We start from the raw sequence: 16,249 nt of genomic DNA, 5'->3' as shown, positions 1-16,249 counted from the left end.
AAAGCTGTGGTTAAGAAATGTATAGCTTTAAAACACGACATCAAATTTTTACCATTACTTATATTAAAAAATTATGATAAAAAAACTACTTCTAATTGGATGTTTTCTAAGTTTGTTTACATCCTTAAATGCTCAAACATTGTCAGCTGGTGACATTGCAATTATTGGAGTTAACTTTGACACCTCTCCAAATTACGAAATAACTATCGTTACACTTGCTCCGATTGTTGCTAATACTCAAATTAGAATTAGTGACTATTGGTACAACGAAAGTACTCCAAACACCTTAACAAATGTTTCGGCTGCAAGCGGTATTGCTTTGAAAGCCGAAGGTGGTATTTTATGGCAACCAACCGCTGCTATAACTCCTGGAACTGTATTCAAAATTGAAATCACTAAGGGAGCAAATACTGTAACCGGTTTACCTGGAAATGTCACCGTTACAGGATGGACCGATCCATCTCCAACAGCTAGTCCTGGAAACCCTGGTGGAGAAAATTGGTTTATTTATCAAGGCAGCAGTATAACTAACGTAAGTAATTTTATTTTTCTTTGGGGAAATGGATTTCCATTCAATATAAACAGTATTAATATTACCGCTGGCAAATTTGTAACAACAGGAATTGGAGATTTAAGCCTTACTACTGTTACCTACTTACCACCATCACTAACATTAGGCACAAACGCGATAGCACTGACAACTGTAACGTATCACGGCGACAACAATGTTTATACTGGGATAAGAGAAGGTACAAAAGAATCTATACTTGCAAAAATATGTAATTTAGACAAATGGAATTATAATGAAACAATTCCTTATAATATAGATCCAGGAGGGACAAACTTTCCAGGTTTAAATCCTATTTTCACAATTACTACTCCTCCTAACACTGCCCCAACGGATGTCGCTTTATCAGCTACTACTATCAACGAAAATGTGACTGGAAATTCTACTATAGGCTCATTGACTTCTACGGATGCCAATACAGGAGACACTTTTACTTATACTTTGGTTGCTGGAACAGGTGATACCGATAATGCTTCGTTCAACATCAATGATTCTGATTTAAGAATCACGGCCAGTCCTGATTTTGAAACTAAATCTTCGTATTCGGTTCGTATTCGTACAACGGATCAAGGCGGATTGACTTTCGAAAAAGTGTTTACAATTACGGTGAATAATGTCAATGAAGCGCCAACAGATGTTGCACTTTCCGCTAATACCCTGATTTTGAAACTAAATCTTCGTATTCGGTTCGTATTCGTACAACGGATCAAGGCGGTTTGACTTTCGAAAAAGCGTTCACGATTACCATTAATAATGTGAATGAAGCGCCAACGGATATTGCCCTTTCAAATACTTCGATTAACGAAAATGTAAGTGCTAATTCGGCTTTAGGAGCTCTTTCTTCTACTGATCCTGATTCAGGAAATACGTTTACCTATAATTTGGTTGCTGGAGCAGGTAGTACAGACAATGCCTCGTTCTCTATTACAGGAAACAGCCTGACCATTAACGCAAGCCCGGATTTTGAAACCAAATCATCCTATTCTGTTCGTATTCGTACAACGGATCAAGGCGGATTAACTTTTGATAAACAATTTACCATTACAATCAATAATCTTGCTGAAGGAATTTTACTAAATAGCTCTCCAACATTGACATTTACCAGTAATTCCGCAGCCATTACTGGCGATGATATTGCAAGCGATGGAGAAGGTGGTTCTCAAACTATATCCGATATTGATATCCAAGTATATAATATTTCAAATAGCAACGGAACTTTACTACCCGCATTATCTTTGCAAAACAATACTTTTATGGCAAGTTCCAGCACCTCCTATACAGGTCTAACCAATGAAAACAATGCTGGTTCAAAAGGAATGGCGATAAAATCAGCTAATGGAAGTGAGTTTCGTCTTAACCAGTTTATTTATTACAACTGGGGAGAAGCCTCATCTTTTACTAATACAGTAAAGGGTTATAGGGATGGCAGTGAAGTAGCTTCTACCACTTTTGATGGTTTTGATTCAGATTATACTCCAAAAACGATAACCTTAACATCTGCCTTTCAAAATGTAGACGAGGTAAGATTTTATATAACTGCTGGAGGATACTTTAATGATCAATCAGCTACCAATCATAGTATAAACTCTATTCAGGTATCATCGCCAGTAGTCGCATCAAATACTGCACCAACGAATATTGCTCTTTCCGCTACTTCAATCAATGAAAATGTAAGTGCTAATTCGGCTGTAGGAACATTGTCTTCTACTGATGCTGATGCGTCAAATACTTTTACCTATACTTTAGTTGCTGGATCGGGTGATACTGATAATACAGCATTCACCATCACTGGAAACAGCCTGACCATCAATGCAAGTCCTGATTTTGAAACTAAATCTTCGTATTCGGTTCGTATTCGTACAACGGATCAAGGCGGTTTGACTTTCGAAAAAGCGTTCACGATTACCATTAATAATGTGAATGAAGCGCCAACGGATATTGCCCTTTCAAATACTTCGATTAACGAAAATGTAAGTGCTAATTCGGCTGTAGGAGCTCTTTCTTCTACTGATCCTGATTCAGGAAATACGTTTACCTATAATTTGGTTGCTGGAGCAGGTAGTACAGACAATGCCTCGTTCTCTATTACAGGAAACAGCCTGACCATTAATGCAAGTCCGGATTTTGAAACCAAATCATCCTATTCTGTTCGTATTCGTACAACGGATCAGGGAAGTTTGACATTCGAAAAAGTGTTTACAATTACTGTGAATAATCTATGTGATATTGTTTTAACTTCAGCATCTCAAACAAACATTGCTTGTAATGGTGGTTCAACTGGAGCTGCAACAGTAAATGCTGCTACTGGAGGAACAGGACCATATACTTACAACTGGACACCAGGAACCCCAACAGGTGATGGAACCACATCTGTGACTGGCTTAACTGCTGGAACATGGACTTGTACTGTGACGGATGCTAATGGTTGTAACACAACGCAAAATTTTACAGTTACACAAACAGCTGCTATCAGTACAGCAACTGCGGCGCAAACAAATGTGTCTTGTAATGGAGGTTCTAATGGTTCTGCTTCCGTTACTCCTTCAGGAGGTGCCGGTGGATATACTTATTCTTGGTCGCCTTCAGGTGGAACGGCTGCTACAGCTACCGGATTAAGTGCTGGAACTTATACTGTAACGGTAACAGATGCTAACGCATGTACAGCTACTCGAAACTTTACAATTACACAGCCAACAACTATCAGTACAGCAACTGCTGCGCAAACAAATGTGTCTTGTAACGGTGGATCTAATGGTTCTGCTTCAGTGACTCCTTCAGGAGGTGCTGGTGGATATACTTATTCTTGGTCGCCTTCAGGTGGAACGGCTGCTACAGCTACCGGACTTGCAGCTGGAACTTATACTGTAACGGTAACCGATGCTAACGCATGTACCGCTACTCGAAACTTTACCATTACACAACCAACGACTATCAGTACAGCAACTGCTGCACAAACAAATGTGTCTTGTAATGGAGGATCTAATGGTTCTGCTTCAGTGACTCCTTCGGGAGGTGCTGGTGGATATACTTATTCTTGGTCGCCTTCGGGTGGAACGGCTGCTACAGCAACTGGATTAAGTGCAGGCACTTATACTGTAACGGTAACCGATGCTAACGCATGTACAGTTACTCGAAACTTTACAATTACACAACCAACTGCTATCAGTACAGCAACTGCTGCGCAAACAAATGTGTCTTGTAATGGAGATTCTAATGGTTCTGCTTCCGTTACTCCTTCGGGAGGTGCTGGTGGATATACTTATTCTTGGTCGCCTTCGGGTGGAACGGCTGCTACAGCCACTGGACTTGCAGCTGGAACATATACCGTAACTGTTACCGATGCAAATTCTTGTACTGCTACTCAAAACTTTACCATCACAGAACCCATGCCAATTGATTTCACAACAACCATTTTGTCTGGTTATGATTATAATACTGGATATAGTGAAACTATAGTAACTTCAAGAGGAACAGGAACTAAAACCTATGCTGTTACAGCGGGAAGTCTACCTTCTGGCTTTTCCCTATCATCAGCTGGGCAGATAACGGGTATTTCAACTCAAATTGCTGATAGTAATTTTACAGTTACCGCTACTGATGCTAATAATTGTATTGCTACCTATAATTATGTACTGAAATTAAATCAAATCCCAATTACCGTAACTGCAACACCTTCTCAAACTAAAGTATATGGGGAGAGTGATCCCGTTTTAACTTATACAGTGTCACCAAGTTTGCTTCCTGGAGATTCATTTACTGGAGCTTTAGCAAGAGTTAGTGGTGAAGATATTGGTAATTATGCTATTAATCAAGGTTCGCTTTCAGCTGGATCTAAATATTTAATTACTTTCGTTGGCACTAACTTTACTATTACAGCAAAACCAATTACAGTAACAGCAACTCCATCACAAACCAAAGTTTACGGAGCAACAGATCCTATTTTTGATTATACTGTTTCGCCAAGTTTAGTAGGTAGTGATGCCATTACTGGGGCTTTAACTAGAGTTGCGGGGGAAAACATAGGAACTTATACTATTAACCAAGGAAGTTTGAGTGCCGGATCTAATTATACGATTAGCTACGCAGATGCTAACTTTACTATTACCGCAAAACCAATTACAGTAACGGCAACTCCATCGCAAACTAAAGTTTATGGAACAACAGATCCTGCTTTTACTTATACAGTTTCACCAAACTTGGTAGGTAGTGATGCCTTTACAGGAGCTTTAACTAGAGTTGCAGGAGAAAACATTGGAAACTATGCCATTACACAAGGAAACTTAAGTGCAGGTTCTAATTATACCATTAGTTATATAAGTAAGGATTTTGCTATAACCGCCAAACCCATTATAGTAACGGCTGATCCTTCACAAACCAAAGAATATGGAACTGCAAATCCTGTTTACTCGTATACTGTCTCGCCAAGTTTAGTAAGTGGCGATTCTTTCACTGGAACTTTAACAAGAACAAGTGGAGAGAACATTGGAATCTATGCTATCACACAAGGAAGTTTAAGTGCTGGATCTAATTATACCATTACTTATGTAAGCAAAGATTTTACTATTACGGCAAAACCTATCACAGTAACAGCAGCTGCTTCACAAACCAAAGTATATGGAACAACAGATCCTGTTTTTGCTTATACGGTTTCTCCGAGCTTAGTAAGTGGTGATTCTTTCACTGGAACATTAACAAGAGCTGCTGGAGAGAACGTTGGTGTTTATGCTATAACGCAAGGCTCCTTAAGTGCCGGTGGAAATTATACCATTACATATAACGGCTCTAATTTCACTATTACTAAGGCAGATCAGGTAATTACTTGGAATCAGACTTTGGGATTAGGTTGTAATGGAGAAACTAGTCTTGTTATGACTGCAGTTGCTAATAGTGGTTTAGCGGTAAATTATACCTCTTCTAATGCTACTATTGCTAGCGTATCAAATAATTCATTACTTTTCCAAAATTATGGGGATGCAACTATAACAGCATCGCAACCAGGTAATATGAATTACAATGCAGCTCCAACTGTAGTTTTACCAGTAGTATCCAGTCAACCTAACTTGATTAGAAAACAATTTGAAAATATTATCTTCTTTGACAATAGTTCTAAGAGTTTTAAATCGTATACCTGGTATAAAAATGGGGTTTTGGTTCCGAGCCAAACCTCACAATATTTCAAAGAAAATAGTGCCTTGAATGGAACGTATTATGCTGTAGCAACAAAATTAGACGGAACATTAATTACGACCTGTCCATTAACTTTATCTCCATCAGTGGAAGAAGAATACATAAGAATTGTTCCAAACCCTGTTAGAAGTAATGCGAATTTCCAATTGATTACTAACGTTAGCTCAACCAAATTACAAAATGCGCGTGTTGAACTTTATAATTTGACAGGAAGCTTGTTGACTACTATTACAAACCCAAGTCAAAACACTATTGACATGATAGCTCCAAGTGCTGGGGGAATTTATATCGTAAAAATGACCTTAGCAAATGGCAAATATTTTACTAAAAACCTTTTAGTGAAAAATTAACATAATTTACCGAATAGGACATCCTCATTTGTAATGAATGAGGATGGATTATTCTAATAAAAAAATGAAATCGCCATTACAATCAGGTTTGTTGCAAACAAACACGAATAAGAAAAGACGACACCATAAATGACCACAAACAAATAACTTTTACATCTATGAAATTCAATAGTAAAAATATAATTGGAACCATCGCTTTCTTAATTTCCCAAGGAATAACGGCACAGTTTTATGTAGGTTTACAGTCGGGAATAGGAAATATTCAGAGTACTATTGCTGGCACAAAAGAAGGTAATCGCCTTGGAGGAGCTGTAAAAGCAGGTTATATCTACTCTTTAAATACTCATTTTGGTATTGGTTCAGGGCTTGAATTTTCACAATACAAACAATACGTTTCTTTGTCTCAGCCTACAGCTACGCTGGCAAATTTTGAAATTGATGCTTCCACATCAGCATTTAGCTACAATGTTACCACTAAGAATTATATGGAAAAGCAAACATTACACGCTTTGCAAATCCCGCTTTTTGTGCAGTATAACACAAGTATTGGCACAGGTATTGATTTTATCCTTAGAGCGGGTGCTAAATATTTTTTACCGGTAAACTATAAAATTAAATCAACAGCCGATTACGTTAATGGTACCGCTTATTATCCTGATGTAAACCTGACAATTGTTGATTTACCAGAATACGGTTTTGGTGGCCGGGATAAGTACTCCTCATCAGGAGAGTATAAAACTAAAGGAATTATAATGAGTTCTTTTGAGTTAGGATTTACATTTGATATGGGAAAGAAAAATTCGTTATATGCGGCAATGTTTCTGGAAAATGGATATGGTACAATTTTAGACCAAAACAAGAATGAATCCTATATTGGTTATAACCCAACATCTGTATCTGATAGGAAAGCTAATGGTTTGTACAGTACTGATAAAGATGCTGAAATAAAACCTGTAGCTTTCGGTGTAACCCTTGGATGGAATTTTAAATAAGTTCATTTTTTAAACTCCTACGAAAGGTCTTGACTCAATCAAGGCCTTTTTTTTGCAAAACATTCTCATCTCAAAATATTGATCCTTTATGTACACTTTCGTAAATAAAAAAACCACCTAATTGCTTAGATGGTTTTACTGAGAGCCGGCGGAGGGACTCGAACCCACGACCTGCTGATTACAAATCAGCTGCTCTAGCCGACTGAGCTACGCTGGCGTCTTATTTCGGGTGCAAATATAATGACATAAATCATATATACAAAACAATTTTTATAAAGTTTTCAAAAAAAAATTACCCATTAAAAACTGGTCTAAATGAAAAAAACCATCTAATTGCTTAGATGGTTTTACTGAGAGCCGGCGGAGGGACTCGAACCCACGACCTGCTGATTACAAATCAGCTGCTCTAGCCGACTGAGCTACGCTGGCGTCTTATTTCGAGTGCAAATATAAGTCTGAATTTGAATTTTACAAAACAAATTCAGACTTTTTTTTACTTTTTTTGAATTACAATTCGTTGATTTTAGCAATCAATTGATTGGCAACTTGTTCCAACTCTACATTGATTTGTTTGAAATGAGATTTTTTATTTTCTACATTTTTTTGGTTCACTTTTACAATTAAAGCATCAAAAGCACTAATTGCTTCGTCAATAAGTGCATTAGTCACTTCAGTTGGTTTTCCTGTAGTAGTCAGTTCGTATAAATAAACTGCTTCAATAATATCTCCTAAAACGTAGTTGATGTCTTTTTTTAAATTCTTAACGTTTGCCATTTTTATTTAATTTATATAGTGTATTAAAATTTGCGTTTGCAAAAGTACATATAATCTTTTGAATACGAGCTATGAAATGTAAATTTCTAAAAGAGAAGCATTTCCGCTTAAGGTAAACAACTGTAAGGCAGCAGGAATTAAAATGGTATCCCCAGTTTTATAGCCATGTTGCTCTCCATTTACTTCAATACTACAACTTCCTTCAACCACCATATAGACAGTAAATGAAGTTCCGTTTTTGTTCACCTCAACCTGCCCTTCTAAAGGAATCAAATTGGTGGTAAAATAAGGGCAATCCACCATAACATTGGACTCATTTTTGATTTTAGTATACGATTGCTGCGTATCTACTTTTTGGTAATTGATGGCCTCTAAAGCCAGATCAACGTGTAATTCTCTCGTATTTCCAGCGGCATCTTTTCGATCAAAATCGTACAAGCGATAAGTGATATCTGAGGTCTGCTGAATTTCTGCAATGACCAATCCAGCACCTATGGCATGAACGGTTCCTGTTTCCAAAAAGAAAACATCTCCTTTTTGAACTTCTTTAGTATCTAAAATTGAAAGCAATTCACTTTTGTCTAGCTTTTCAACATATTCTGCTGGGCTAGAATCCTCTTTAAAACCAACAATTAATCGTGATTTGGGATCGGCTTGCATCACATACCACATCTCAGTTTTGCCAAAAGAGTTATGACGTTCTTTTGCCAAAGCATCATTAGGGTGAACTTGTATGGACAAATCTTCACGGGCATCCAAGTATTTAAAAAGCAAAGGAAATTGTGTGCCAAATTGTTGAAAAACCTTGGTTCCTAAAATAGCTTCCGGCTGTTGTTCAATAAGTTCCGTTAAAGATCGTCCTTGAAAAGCGCCGTTAGACACCACACTAACATCTCCTGTAACAGTTGATAATTCCCAACTCTCACCAGTAATCGGAGAGGAAATTGATTTATTTAAAAGTGTTTGAAGTTTTTCGCCACCCCAAATGCGTTCTTTAAGAATAGGGGTAAATTGTAGAGGATAGAATTTGGTTTGCATTTTTTTTATTACAAATTAAGCCAATTAGGGCCAAAAACCATAGCAAGGTTTTGTTAAATTTAACCCTATTTTTTTTTATTATTCACCTTTGTAGGTTACAAAATTTCGAGGTGTTTCGTAGAGCACTACTTCCAAATCTAATGTAGATTTTACTTTGGCTCGTAGTTTATTCCAAATAACTACCACGATATTTTCAGCTGTAGGATTAAGGTTCTCAAATTCGGGTACGTCTAAATTTAAATTTTTATGATCCATTTGATCTTCAACCTCCGACTTGATGATGTCAGTCAAAAACTTTACATCCATAACATAGCCCGTCTCCTGATCTATTTCACCGGTAACACTCACAATCAACTCATAATTATGCCCATGAAAATTGGGGTTATTACATTTGCCAAAAACGGCATCATTTTGTTCAAAACTCCAATCTTTGCGATACAAACGATGTGCAGCATTAAAATGGGCTTTTCTTGAAATGGTTACTCTCATCGGATAGTATTTTTTGGGGGATATAGAATTTGTGCCCTTAAGCTTGTAAGGTATGATCTTCAAGAAAATGGTAAAATTGATCAAAAATAATTTTGAACCAAACAGTATATTGTTCCGGTTGAAGGATCATATCGTTTTTAATATCCTCAATTTTCATCCATTTCCAACTTTCAACTTCTTCAGGGTTAATTTCGGGCTGTCCGTTGTAATACCCCAACATCACATGATCCAATTCATGCTCTGTTAATCCATTATCAAAAGGAGCTTTGTAAATAAAATGAAATAACTCTTTGATATCAGTCGTAAACCCCATTTCTTCATACAACCTTCTGGTCCCTGCTCCAATATTGGTTTCGCCTTCTCGTTGATGACTACAACACGTGTTGGTCCACAATAAGGGTGAATGATATTTATGACTGGCTCTTTGTTGTAGCATGATTTCATTTTGATCATTTAACACAAAAACCGAAAAGGCGCGATGCAAGATGGCTTTTTGATGCGCCTCTAATTTGGGCATTAGACCGATTGGTTCGTCTAACTCGTTTACTAAGATTACTTTTTCTTCTTCCATAATTACAATAGTGCTCAAAAGTACAAAATTGATAGTACAATCAAACACTTTAACATTGTCTTTATTTTTGTCGATCCTTGCCATCAACGAAAGTTCTTTTTGCTTTTTGACACACTTTTCACATCCTAACTTTTGTATCTTTACTAACAACAAAAACAACTTCAATAACTTGAATATCAATTTATTTAAAAGTGTTTTCTTTTAAAAAAAATGGCATGAACTCTAATTTTAACTATATAATACTCGCAGCGAGCTAAGGAATTAGCACCTATTTTTAGATAATTTACACACTATATTTGTTTGGATTTATTTTTAATTAATAAAACAAAAGTTAAATTTAACACAAAAAAGAAGCCTTGTAAAGTTTACGACAAATAAACATCAAAACTCCTTATACTTTTACATCAACCTATAAGTACAACTAATGAAAAAACAATTCACCATACTCCTTTTACTGACTTGCCTGATGTTTCAGGCCTGTGCACAGACTACAACTTCAAAAACCTCAAAATCAACAAGTATGAAACCATCTCTTTCAAAACCAGAAAATCCCTATTACTCGAACACTGACACTAAAAAAATCAACATTCCCAATTCAGAATGGAAAAAGGTATTGTCGCCTGATTTATACGCTGTGGCAAGAGAAGCTGATACAGAAAGAGCCTTCACAGGAACGATGTGGAATTCTGAAACCAAAGGCACTTATTATTGCGCTGCCTGTGGTAACTTACTTTTCAAATCCAATCAAAAATTTGTAAGTAGTTGCGGTTGGCCAAGTTTTTTTGAGCAAGAAAACAAAGAGAGTATCACTTTCAAACCCGATAATTCGTATGGTATGCAGCGAATAGAAGCTAATTGTGGGCGCTGTGATAGCCATTTGGGTCACCTATTTGATGACGGTCCTGCTCCAACGGGGAAACGCTATTGCATGAATGCTATTTCTTTAGATTTCGTTCCTGAAAACCAATAATTATAGTACTATGAAAAAAATATTTTTCCTTATTCTTTTGTATACGACTATAAGTTTGGCTCAAAAAAAATCATCCTTATCTTCTACTCCATCTTCCTTAGACACAATTGTATTAGCTGGGGGCTGCTATTGGTGCGTTGAAGCTGTTTATGAAAACCTAAAAGGAGTACAAAAAGTAGTATCTGGATTTGCTGGAGGTACGGCAAAAAATCCTAGTTATGAGGCGGTTTCTTCAGGTACAACTGGCGCTGCTGAAGTGGTTCAAATTACCTTTAATAAAAGTGAAACCAATTTGGATGAAATTTTCAAAGTGTTTTTTACCGTTCACGACCCAACTACATTGAATCGCCAAGGAGCTGATGTAGGCACTCAATATCGTTCTGCAATATTTTATAAAAATGAAGCTCAAAAAAAAGCGGGTCAGCAAATAATTCAAGCGCTAACCAAGGCAAAAGCTTTTGACCGCCCAATAGTAACTACACTAGAACCTCTTACTGCTTTTTATAAAGCCAAGGACAGTCATCAAGATTATTACGAAAAAAACCAATCTCAACCGTATTGCCAACTCGTGATACAACCCAAATTAGAGAAATTCGAAAAAGTGTTTAAAAACCGAATTAAAGCAAAAAATTAAAGTACAACCCAATTTGTATACCTCTTAAGAAGCCGAATTTTCGGCTTTTTTTTATGCCTCGAAGCAGTTCCATTTTCACTATATTTGTTTGTAACCGAAAACCAAATTCATGAAAAAAGCAACAATTACTTCCTGCCTTTTGCTGATGGCATTATGCAGTAGCGCCCAAAATCAAGCTCTAAAAACAAAAGTGGCTCAAAAAGCAGCCAGTTTAGAATCGAAAGTAGTTAGTTGGAGACGAGAGTTGCACCAAAATCCAGAATTAGGAAACAGAGAATTTAAAACAGCCGAAACAATAGCGGCCCATTTGCGTTCACTAGGCATAGAAGTGCAAACAGGAGTGGCAAAAACAGGAGTTGTTGGCATTCTAAAAGGAGGAAAACCAGGGCCTGTTGTAGCACTAAGAGCCGATATGGATGCACTCCCCGTAAAAGAACGAGTGAATTTACCCTTTACTTCCAAAGTTACAGGAGAATATAATGGACAAGCTGTTGGTGTAATGCATGCATGCGGCCATGATACCCACGTAGCCATGTTAATGGGAACAGCTGAAATTCTAGCCTCGATAAAAAATGAAATTAAAGGAACTGTAAAATTCATTTTCCAACCTGCGGAAGAAGGACCACCAGAAGGCGAAGAAGGCGGCGCTGAATTAATGGTAAAAGAAGGGGTTTTGAATAACCCTAAAGTAGATGTTATTTTTGGTCTTCACATTAATGCACAAACCGAAGTCGGCCAAATCAAATACCGTCCAAAAGGAACTATGGCGTCCTCAGATTGGTTTACCATACAAGTCAACGGTAAGCAATCGCACGGTGCTTATCCATGGCAATCCGTTGACCCTATCGTTACCGCATCACAAATTGTTCTCGGCCTACAAACTATTGTAAGTCGCAATGTAAATTTAACCGAAAACGCTGCTGTGGTGAGCGTAGGCCAAATTAATGCTGGAGTTCGAAGCAATATCATCCCTGAGTCGTTGACGCTGAGTGGTACGATTCGAACGTTAGATTCCCAAACTCAAGACTTTATTCATGGTAGAATCAAAACTATTGCTACCAATATAGCCGAAAGTGCTGGAGCCACTTCAGAAGTTACCATTACCAAAAAAACATTAATTACTTACAATGAACCCACGCTTACAGAACAAATGCTACCAACTTTGCAAGCAGCCGCAGGAAAAGACAACGTTCATTTAACCGAAGCTGTTACTGGAGCCGAAGACTTTTCTTTTTATCAAGCCAAAATTCCTGGATTGTTTTATTTTATTGGAGGAATGCCCAAAGGAAAAAAAGCCAGTGAAATGCCTTCACATCATACTCCTGACTTTTATATAGACGAAGGCAGCTTTGTTTTAGGAATGACCAGTATGGCAGCTTTGACTTTGGACTATATGGAAATGAATGCTAAAAAGTAATACATGAAAACCTATCTATTCTCCATTTATATTATTTGCAATTTTTTATTCGCAACAACCGTTATTGCTCAAGAAAAAAAAGTAGCGCCAACTTCACAAGAGTTGTACAATGAAATTGCTACTATGGACACTCAACTTTTTGAGGCCTTCAACGCAAAAGACATGTACAAATTTAAACCCTTGTTTACCGAAGACTTAGAATGGTACCAAGACAATGGTGGTTTATTGTCGTATGACACTGTTTTTGCCAATTTTGAAAAAATGTTCAAAAACGAAAACAAACTTACTCGAACGCTAGTAAAAGGAAGCCTTGAAGTACATCCTATAAAAGATTTTGGAGCCATCGAAGTAGCCCAACATCAATTCCGACATATGGAGAACGGAAAAGAAGAAGTTGGCACCTTTAAATTTGTTGCCATCTGGAAAAAAATAGGCAATCAATGGAAAGTTTCACGAATGATAAGTTATGACCATTAAAATGTATTTTTCACAAATCAATTTTAATCCTATTCAGGGCGTGCCACCATAAAAAAAAGAGGCCAACTCATGCTAGTGGTGAGTCGGCCTCTTTTTTTTATGCTGTCGGGCTATCCGCTCCGCAATGGCGGATTGCTCCTATCCCTCACGCATTAAATTAAAAGATTTTAGATTGTTGATTAACGATTCTTGATTTAAGAGTTTGGTGCTAGTGAATAAAATTACTTGTTTTGCAGCATTTTACACCTCTGCAATCAAAAATCGTTAATCAAAAATCAGCAATCATTTAATCCTTAACTTAATGACATTGGCTCCTATCCCGCACGCATTAAATTAAAAGATTTTAGATTGATGATTAACGATTCTTGATTTAAGATTTTTGTGCTAGTGAATAAAATTACTTGTTTTGCAGCATTTTACACCTCTGCAATCAAAAATCGTTAAGCAAAAATCAGCAATCATTTAATCCTTAACTTAATGACATTGCCCTCACACAGCTATCCAAAAGTTAATTTTTCAATACCTCCGCAATCTTCTGTGCACATTTCTCGCCATCAATCGCTGCCGAAATAATGCCTCCTGCATAACCCGCTCCTTCGCCGCAAGGATACAAACCTTTTATTTGAAGATGCTCTAAGGTGTAATTGTCTCTTGGAATTCGAACTGGGGAAGAGGTTCTAGATTCGGGTGCGTGCAAAATCGCTTCGTTGGTAGCATAGCCTTTCATCGATTTTCCGAATTCTGAAAATCCTTCTCGCATGATTTGGGTTAAAAACCCTGGAAAAACTTGTCCCAATTCTACTGAGGTTGTTCCCGGAACATAAGATGTTTTAGGAATATCAGAGGACATTTTGCTTTGGGTAAAATCGACTAAACGTTGTGCAGGCACTTTTTGCGTTTGTCCCGCCAATTGCCATGCTTTTTGTTCAATGCTTTTTTGAAACTCCATTCCTGCAAGTGCTCCAAACTTGGCAAAGGGTTTAAAATCCTCCAATTTCAATTCGACTACAATTCCTGAATTGGCCGTATGCTGATCTCTTTTAGAAGGCGACCAACCATTAGTAACTACTTCACCTGGACTGGTAGCACAAGGTGCAATTACACCTCCCGGACACATACAAAATGAATACATCCCGCGACCATTCACTTGTTTTACTATTGAATACGGCGCTGGTGGTAAATGTTCCCCTCGGTAATCACAACTGTATTGAATACTATCAATCAAAGACTGTGGATGTTCGGCTCTCACGCCAAGGGCAAAAGGTTTGGCTTCAATTAAAACTTTCTTTTTATCCAACAACTCGAAAATATCACGTGCAGAATGTCCAGTAGCTAAAATTAATTTATTGGCAGAAATGACTTCACCATTTTGAGTTGTCACTCCTTGAACTTCGTTGTTTTTTATACTAATATCCGTAACTCTAGTTTCAAAAAGGACTTTACCACCGCATTCGATGATTTTCTCTCGAATATCTTGAATGATTTGCGGTAATTTATTGGTACCAATGTGTGGATGAGCGTCAACCAAAATATCAGGAGTAGCTCCAAAAGCTACCAATAATTCTAATATTCTATTTACGTCACCTCTTTTTTTGGAACGTGTGTATAATTTTCCATCCGAATAGGTTCCTGCTCCACCTTCACCAAAACAATAATTCGAATCTTCGTTTACTATATGGTCTCTGTTGATGGCTTTCAAATCCCTACGTCGGCCGCGAACATCTTTTCCGCGTTCAATAACTATAGGTTTCAAACCCAGTTCTATCAACTGAAGTGCCGCAAAAAGTCCAGCAGGTCCAGCACCTACTACAATCACTTCTTGTGCATTCGCTACGTTTTGATAGTCTGGCAAAGCTATTTTTTGCTCCAAAAAAGGTTCTCCTTTTAAGTAAACCATCACTTTTAAATTGATTTTGACAACTTTTTGACGCGCATCAATAGAACGTTTTACAATAGTTACATGCTGAATTTCTTTGACCGAAATTTTTAATTGTCGAGACAAATAATCGTGTAGTAACGTTTCGTTAGCGGCAATCTCTGGAGCAACTTGTAATAGGAGTTCTTGTGGCATGGTATCTGAATACTTCAATTTTTAGAGTAAATCATCTTCGTTTACTCAGGCTACAAAAGTACTATTTTGAATTCAATTTTGAGAATAAGAATAAAAAACGACAAGAGGTCCTCAAAAAAATAAAACATATCAGTCATGGAAGTTTTAATTGAAATGAAGTGTTTATGTTTTTAAACCATATAAGGCATTTGAGGGCATATAAGTTTTACTAACATCCTTATCAAAATTAAAAAAAGATTAACCGAAAGGGGCTCAAAATCACAAAACATATAAGTCATGAAAATTTTAATAAAACGAAGTGTGTGTGTGTGTTTAGACCATATAAGGAATTTATGAACATAGAAGTTATGTGATAATATCTTTTGTAATCTTTTAATCTGTAGCTTTTGACTTTTTTATCAGCAATAAACAAAGATTTTCATTATAAGTCTTTGTAGTTTTGTGCACTAGTTAAATCAAATACTATGTCTAGACAAATAAAATTAATTTGGGATTTTCGAGGTCCTGCTTCTGCAAAAACCGCTGAACATCACGAAATACATTTGAAAGAATATATCAAAATCGAAAAGCTACCCCTTGAAATTACTGGATTTCAAACCTATGGAGAAATGCACGCTATTGCTTTTATGGTCGTAGAAGAAAGAGATATGATTCCAGTACGCGATGCCTTAAAACCACATCGAGGAGAAGTTTATGAAAGCTAAATTCCAA

General features: G+C 37.0%; 13 protein-coding genes and 2 tRNA genes. 8 read left to right on the top strand and 7 right to left on the bottom strand.

Translation table 11 applies throughout. The annotated features are described in order from the left end of the window. Positions 1-73: 73 nt before the first annotated feature. The 3 genes from AO58_RS0114615 (at position 74) to AO58_RS0114605 (ending at position 7,097) form a co-directional block, all read left to right on the top strand. Positions 74-1,288 carry a cadherin repeat domain-containing protein gene (locus tag AO58_RS0114615; RefSeq protein WP_024982412.1) on the top strand — a complete coding sequence of 405 codons (1,215 nt, stop codon included), beginning with the start codon at positions 74-76 and terminating at the stop codon, positions 1,286-1,288. Next, positions 1,285-6,105 carry an MBG domain-containing protein gene (locus tag AO58_RS17655; RefSeq protein WP_024982411.1) on the top strand — a complete coding sequence of 1,607 codons (4,821 nt, stop codon included), beginning with the start codon at positions 1,285-1,287 and terminating at the stop codon, positions 6,103-6,105. Before AO58_RS0114615 ends, AO58_RS17655 begins: the two co-directional genes overlap by 4 nt. Positions 6,106-6,263: 158 nt before the next feature. Beyond that, a complete protein-coding gene (locus AO58_RS0114605) occupies positions 6,264-7,097 on the top strand; it encodes a hypothetical protein (RefSeq protein WP_024982410.1) in 834 nt (277 codons plus the stop codon). 143 nt (positions 7,098-7,240) lie between these two features. Here AO58_RS0114605 and AO58_RS0114600 read toward each other — a convergent pair. From AO58_RS0114600 to idi, 6 genes are all read right to left on the bottom strand, one after another. Then, positions 7,241-7,314, bottom strand: a tRNA-Thr gene (locus AO58_RS0114600). A gap of 138 nt (positions 7,315-7,452) precedes the next feature. After that, positions 7,453-7,526 (bottom strand) — tRNA-Thr (locus AO58_RS0114595). Between the two features lie 78 nt (positions 7,527-7,604). Next, positions 7,605-7,871 (bottom strand): hypothetical protein, encoded by a 267-nt coding sequence (locus tag AO58_RS0114590; RefSeq protein WP_024982409.1) that lies wholly within the window; start codon positions 7,869-7,871, stop codon positions 7,605-7,607. A 69-nt stretch (positions 7,872-7,940) separates the two neighbouring features. Then, positions 7,941-8,909 (bottom strand): type I phosphomannose isomerase catalytic subunit, encoded by a 969-nt coding sequence (locus AO58_RS0114585; RefSeq protein ID WP_024982408.1) that lies wholly within the window; start codon positions 8,907-8,909, stop codon positions 7,941-7,943. A gap of 78 nt (positions 8,910-8,987) precedes the next feature. After that, on the bottom strand, positions 8,988-9,398 hold the full coding sequence (locus AO58_RS0114580; protein ID WP_024982407.1) for a 6-pyruvoyl trahydropterin synthase family protein: 411 nt from the start codon (positions 9,396-9,398) through the stop codon (positions 8,988-8,990). 37 nt (positions 9,399-9,435) lie between these two features. Then, on the bottom strand, positions 9,436-9,969 hold the full coding sequence (idi, locus tag AO58_RS0114575; protein WP_024982406.1) for an isopentenyl-diphosphate Delta-isomerase: 534 nt from the start codon (positions 9,967-9,969) through the stop codon (positions 9,436-9,438). Between the two features lie 520 nt (positions 9,970-10,489). Here idi and msrB point away from each other — a divergent pair. From msrB to AO58_RS0114555, 4 genes are all read left to right on the top strand, one after another. Then, positions 10,490-10,939: a peptide-methionine (R)-S-oxide reductase MsrB gene (gene msrB, locus AO58_RS0114570; protein WP_244530678.1), complete on the top strand. Its 450-nt coding sequence runs from the start codon at positions 10,490-10,492 to the stop codon at positions 10,937-10,939. Between the two features lie 10 nt (positions 10,940-10,949). Further along, entirely contained in the window at positions 10,950-11,573 is a 624-nt protein-coding gene (gene msrA / locus AO58_RS0114565) for a peptide-methionine (S)-S-oxide reductase MsrA (protein ID WP_024982404.1), read from the top strand. Positions 11,574-11,682: 109 nt separating this feature from the next. Next, entirely contained in the window at positions 11,683-12,990 is a 1,308-nt protein-coding gene (locus AO58_RS0114560) for an amidohydrolase (RefSeq protein WP_024982403.1), read from the top strand. Positions 12,991-12,993: 3 nt separating this feature from the next. Next, positions 12,994-13,467: a nuclear transport factor 2 family protein gene (locus AO58_RS0114555; RefSeq protein ID WP_024982402.1), complete on the top strand. Its 474-nt coding sequence runs from the start codon at positions 12,994-12,996 to the stop codon at positions 13,465-13,467. A 508-nt stretch (positions 13,468-13,975) separates the two neighbouring features. Here the strand turns inward: AO58_RS0114555 and AO58_RS0114550 are convergent. After that, a complete protein-coding gene (locus AO58_RS0114550; protein ID WP_024982401.1) occupies positions 13,976-15,538 on the bottom strand; it encodes an NAD(P)/FAD-dependent oxidoreductase in 1,563 nt (520 codons plus the stop codon). A 464-nt stretch (positions 15,539-16,002) separates the two neighbouring features. Between AO58_RS0114550 and AO58_RS0114545 the strand changes: the two genes are divergently transcribed. Then, complete coding sequence (locus tag AO58_RS0114545; protein WP_024982400.1) at positions 16,003-16,242, top strand: hypothetical protein; 240 nt, start codon at positions 16,003-16,005, stop codon at positions 16,240-16,242. Positions 16,243-16,249 lie beyond the last annotated feature (7 nt).

This window comes from Flavobacterium succinicans LMG 10402 (assembly GCF_000611675.1).
Classification (GTDB): domain Bacteria; phylum Bacteroidota; class Bacteroidia; order Flavobacteriales; family Flavobacteriaceae; genus Flavobacterium; species Flavobacterium succinicans.
The sequence above is the reverse complement of the archived record's forward strand: the minus strand, read 5'-3'. Positions and strand labels throughout refer to the sequence as shown.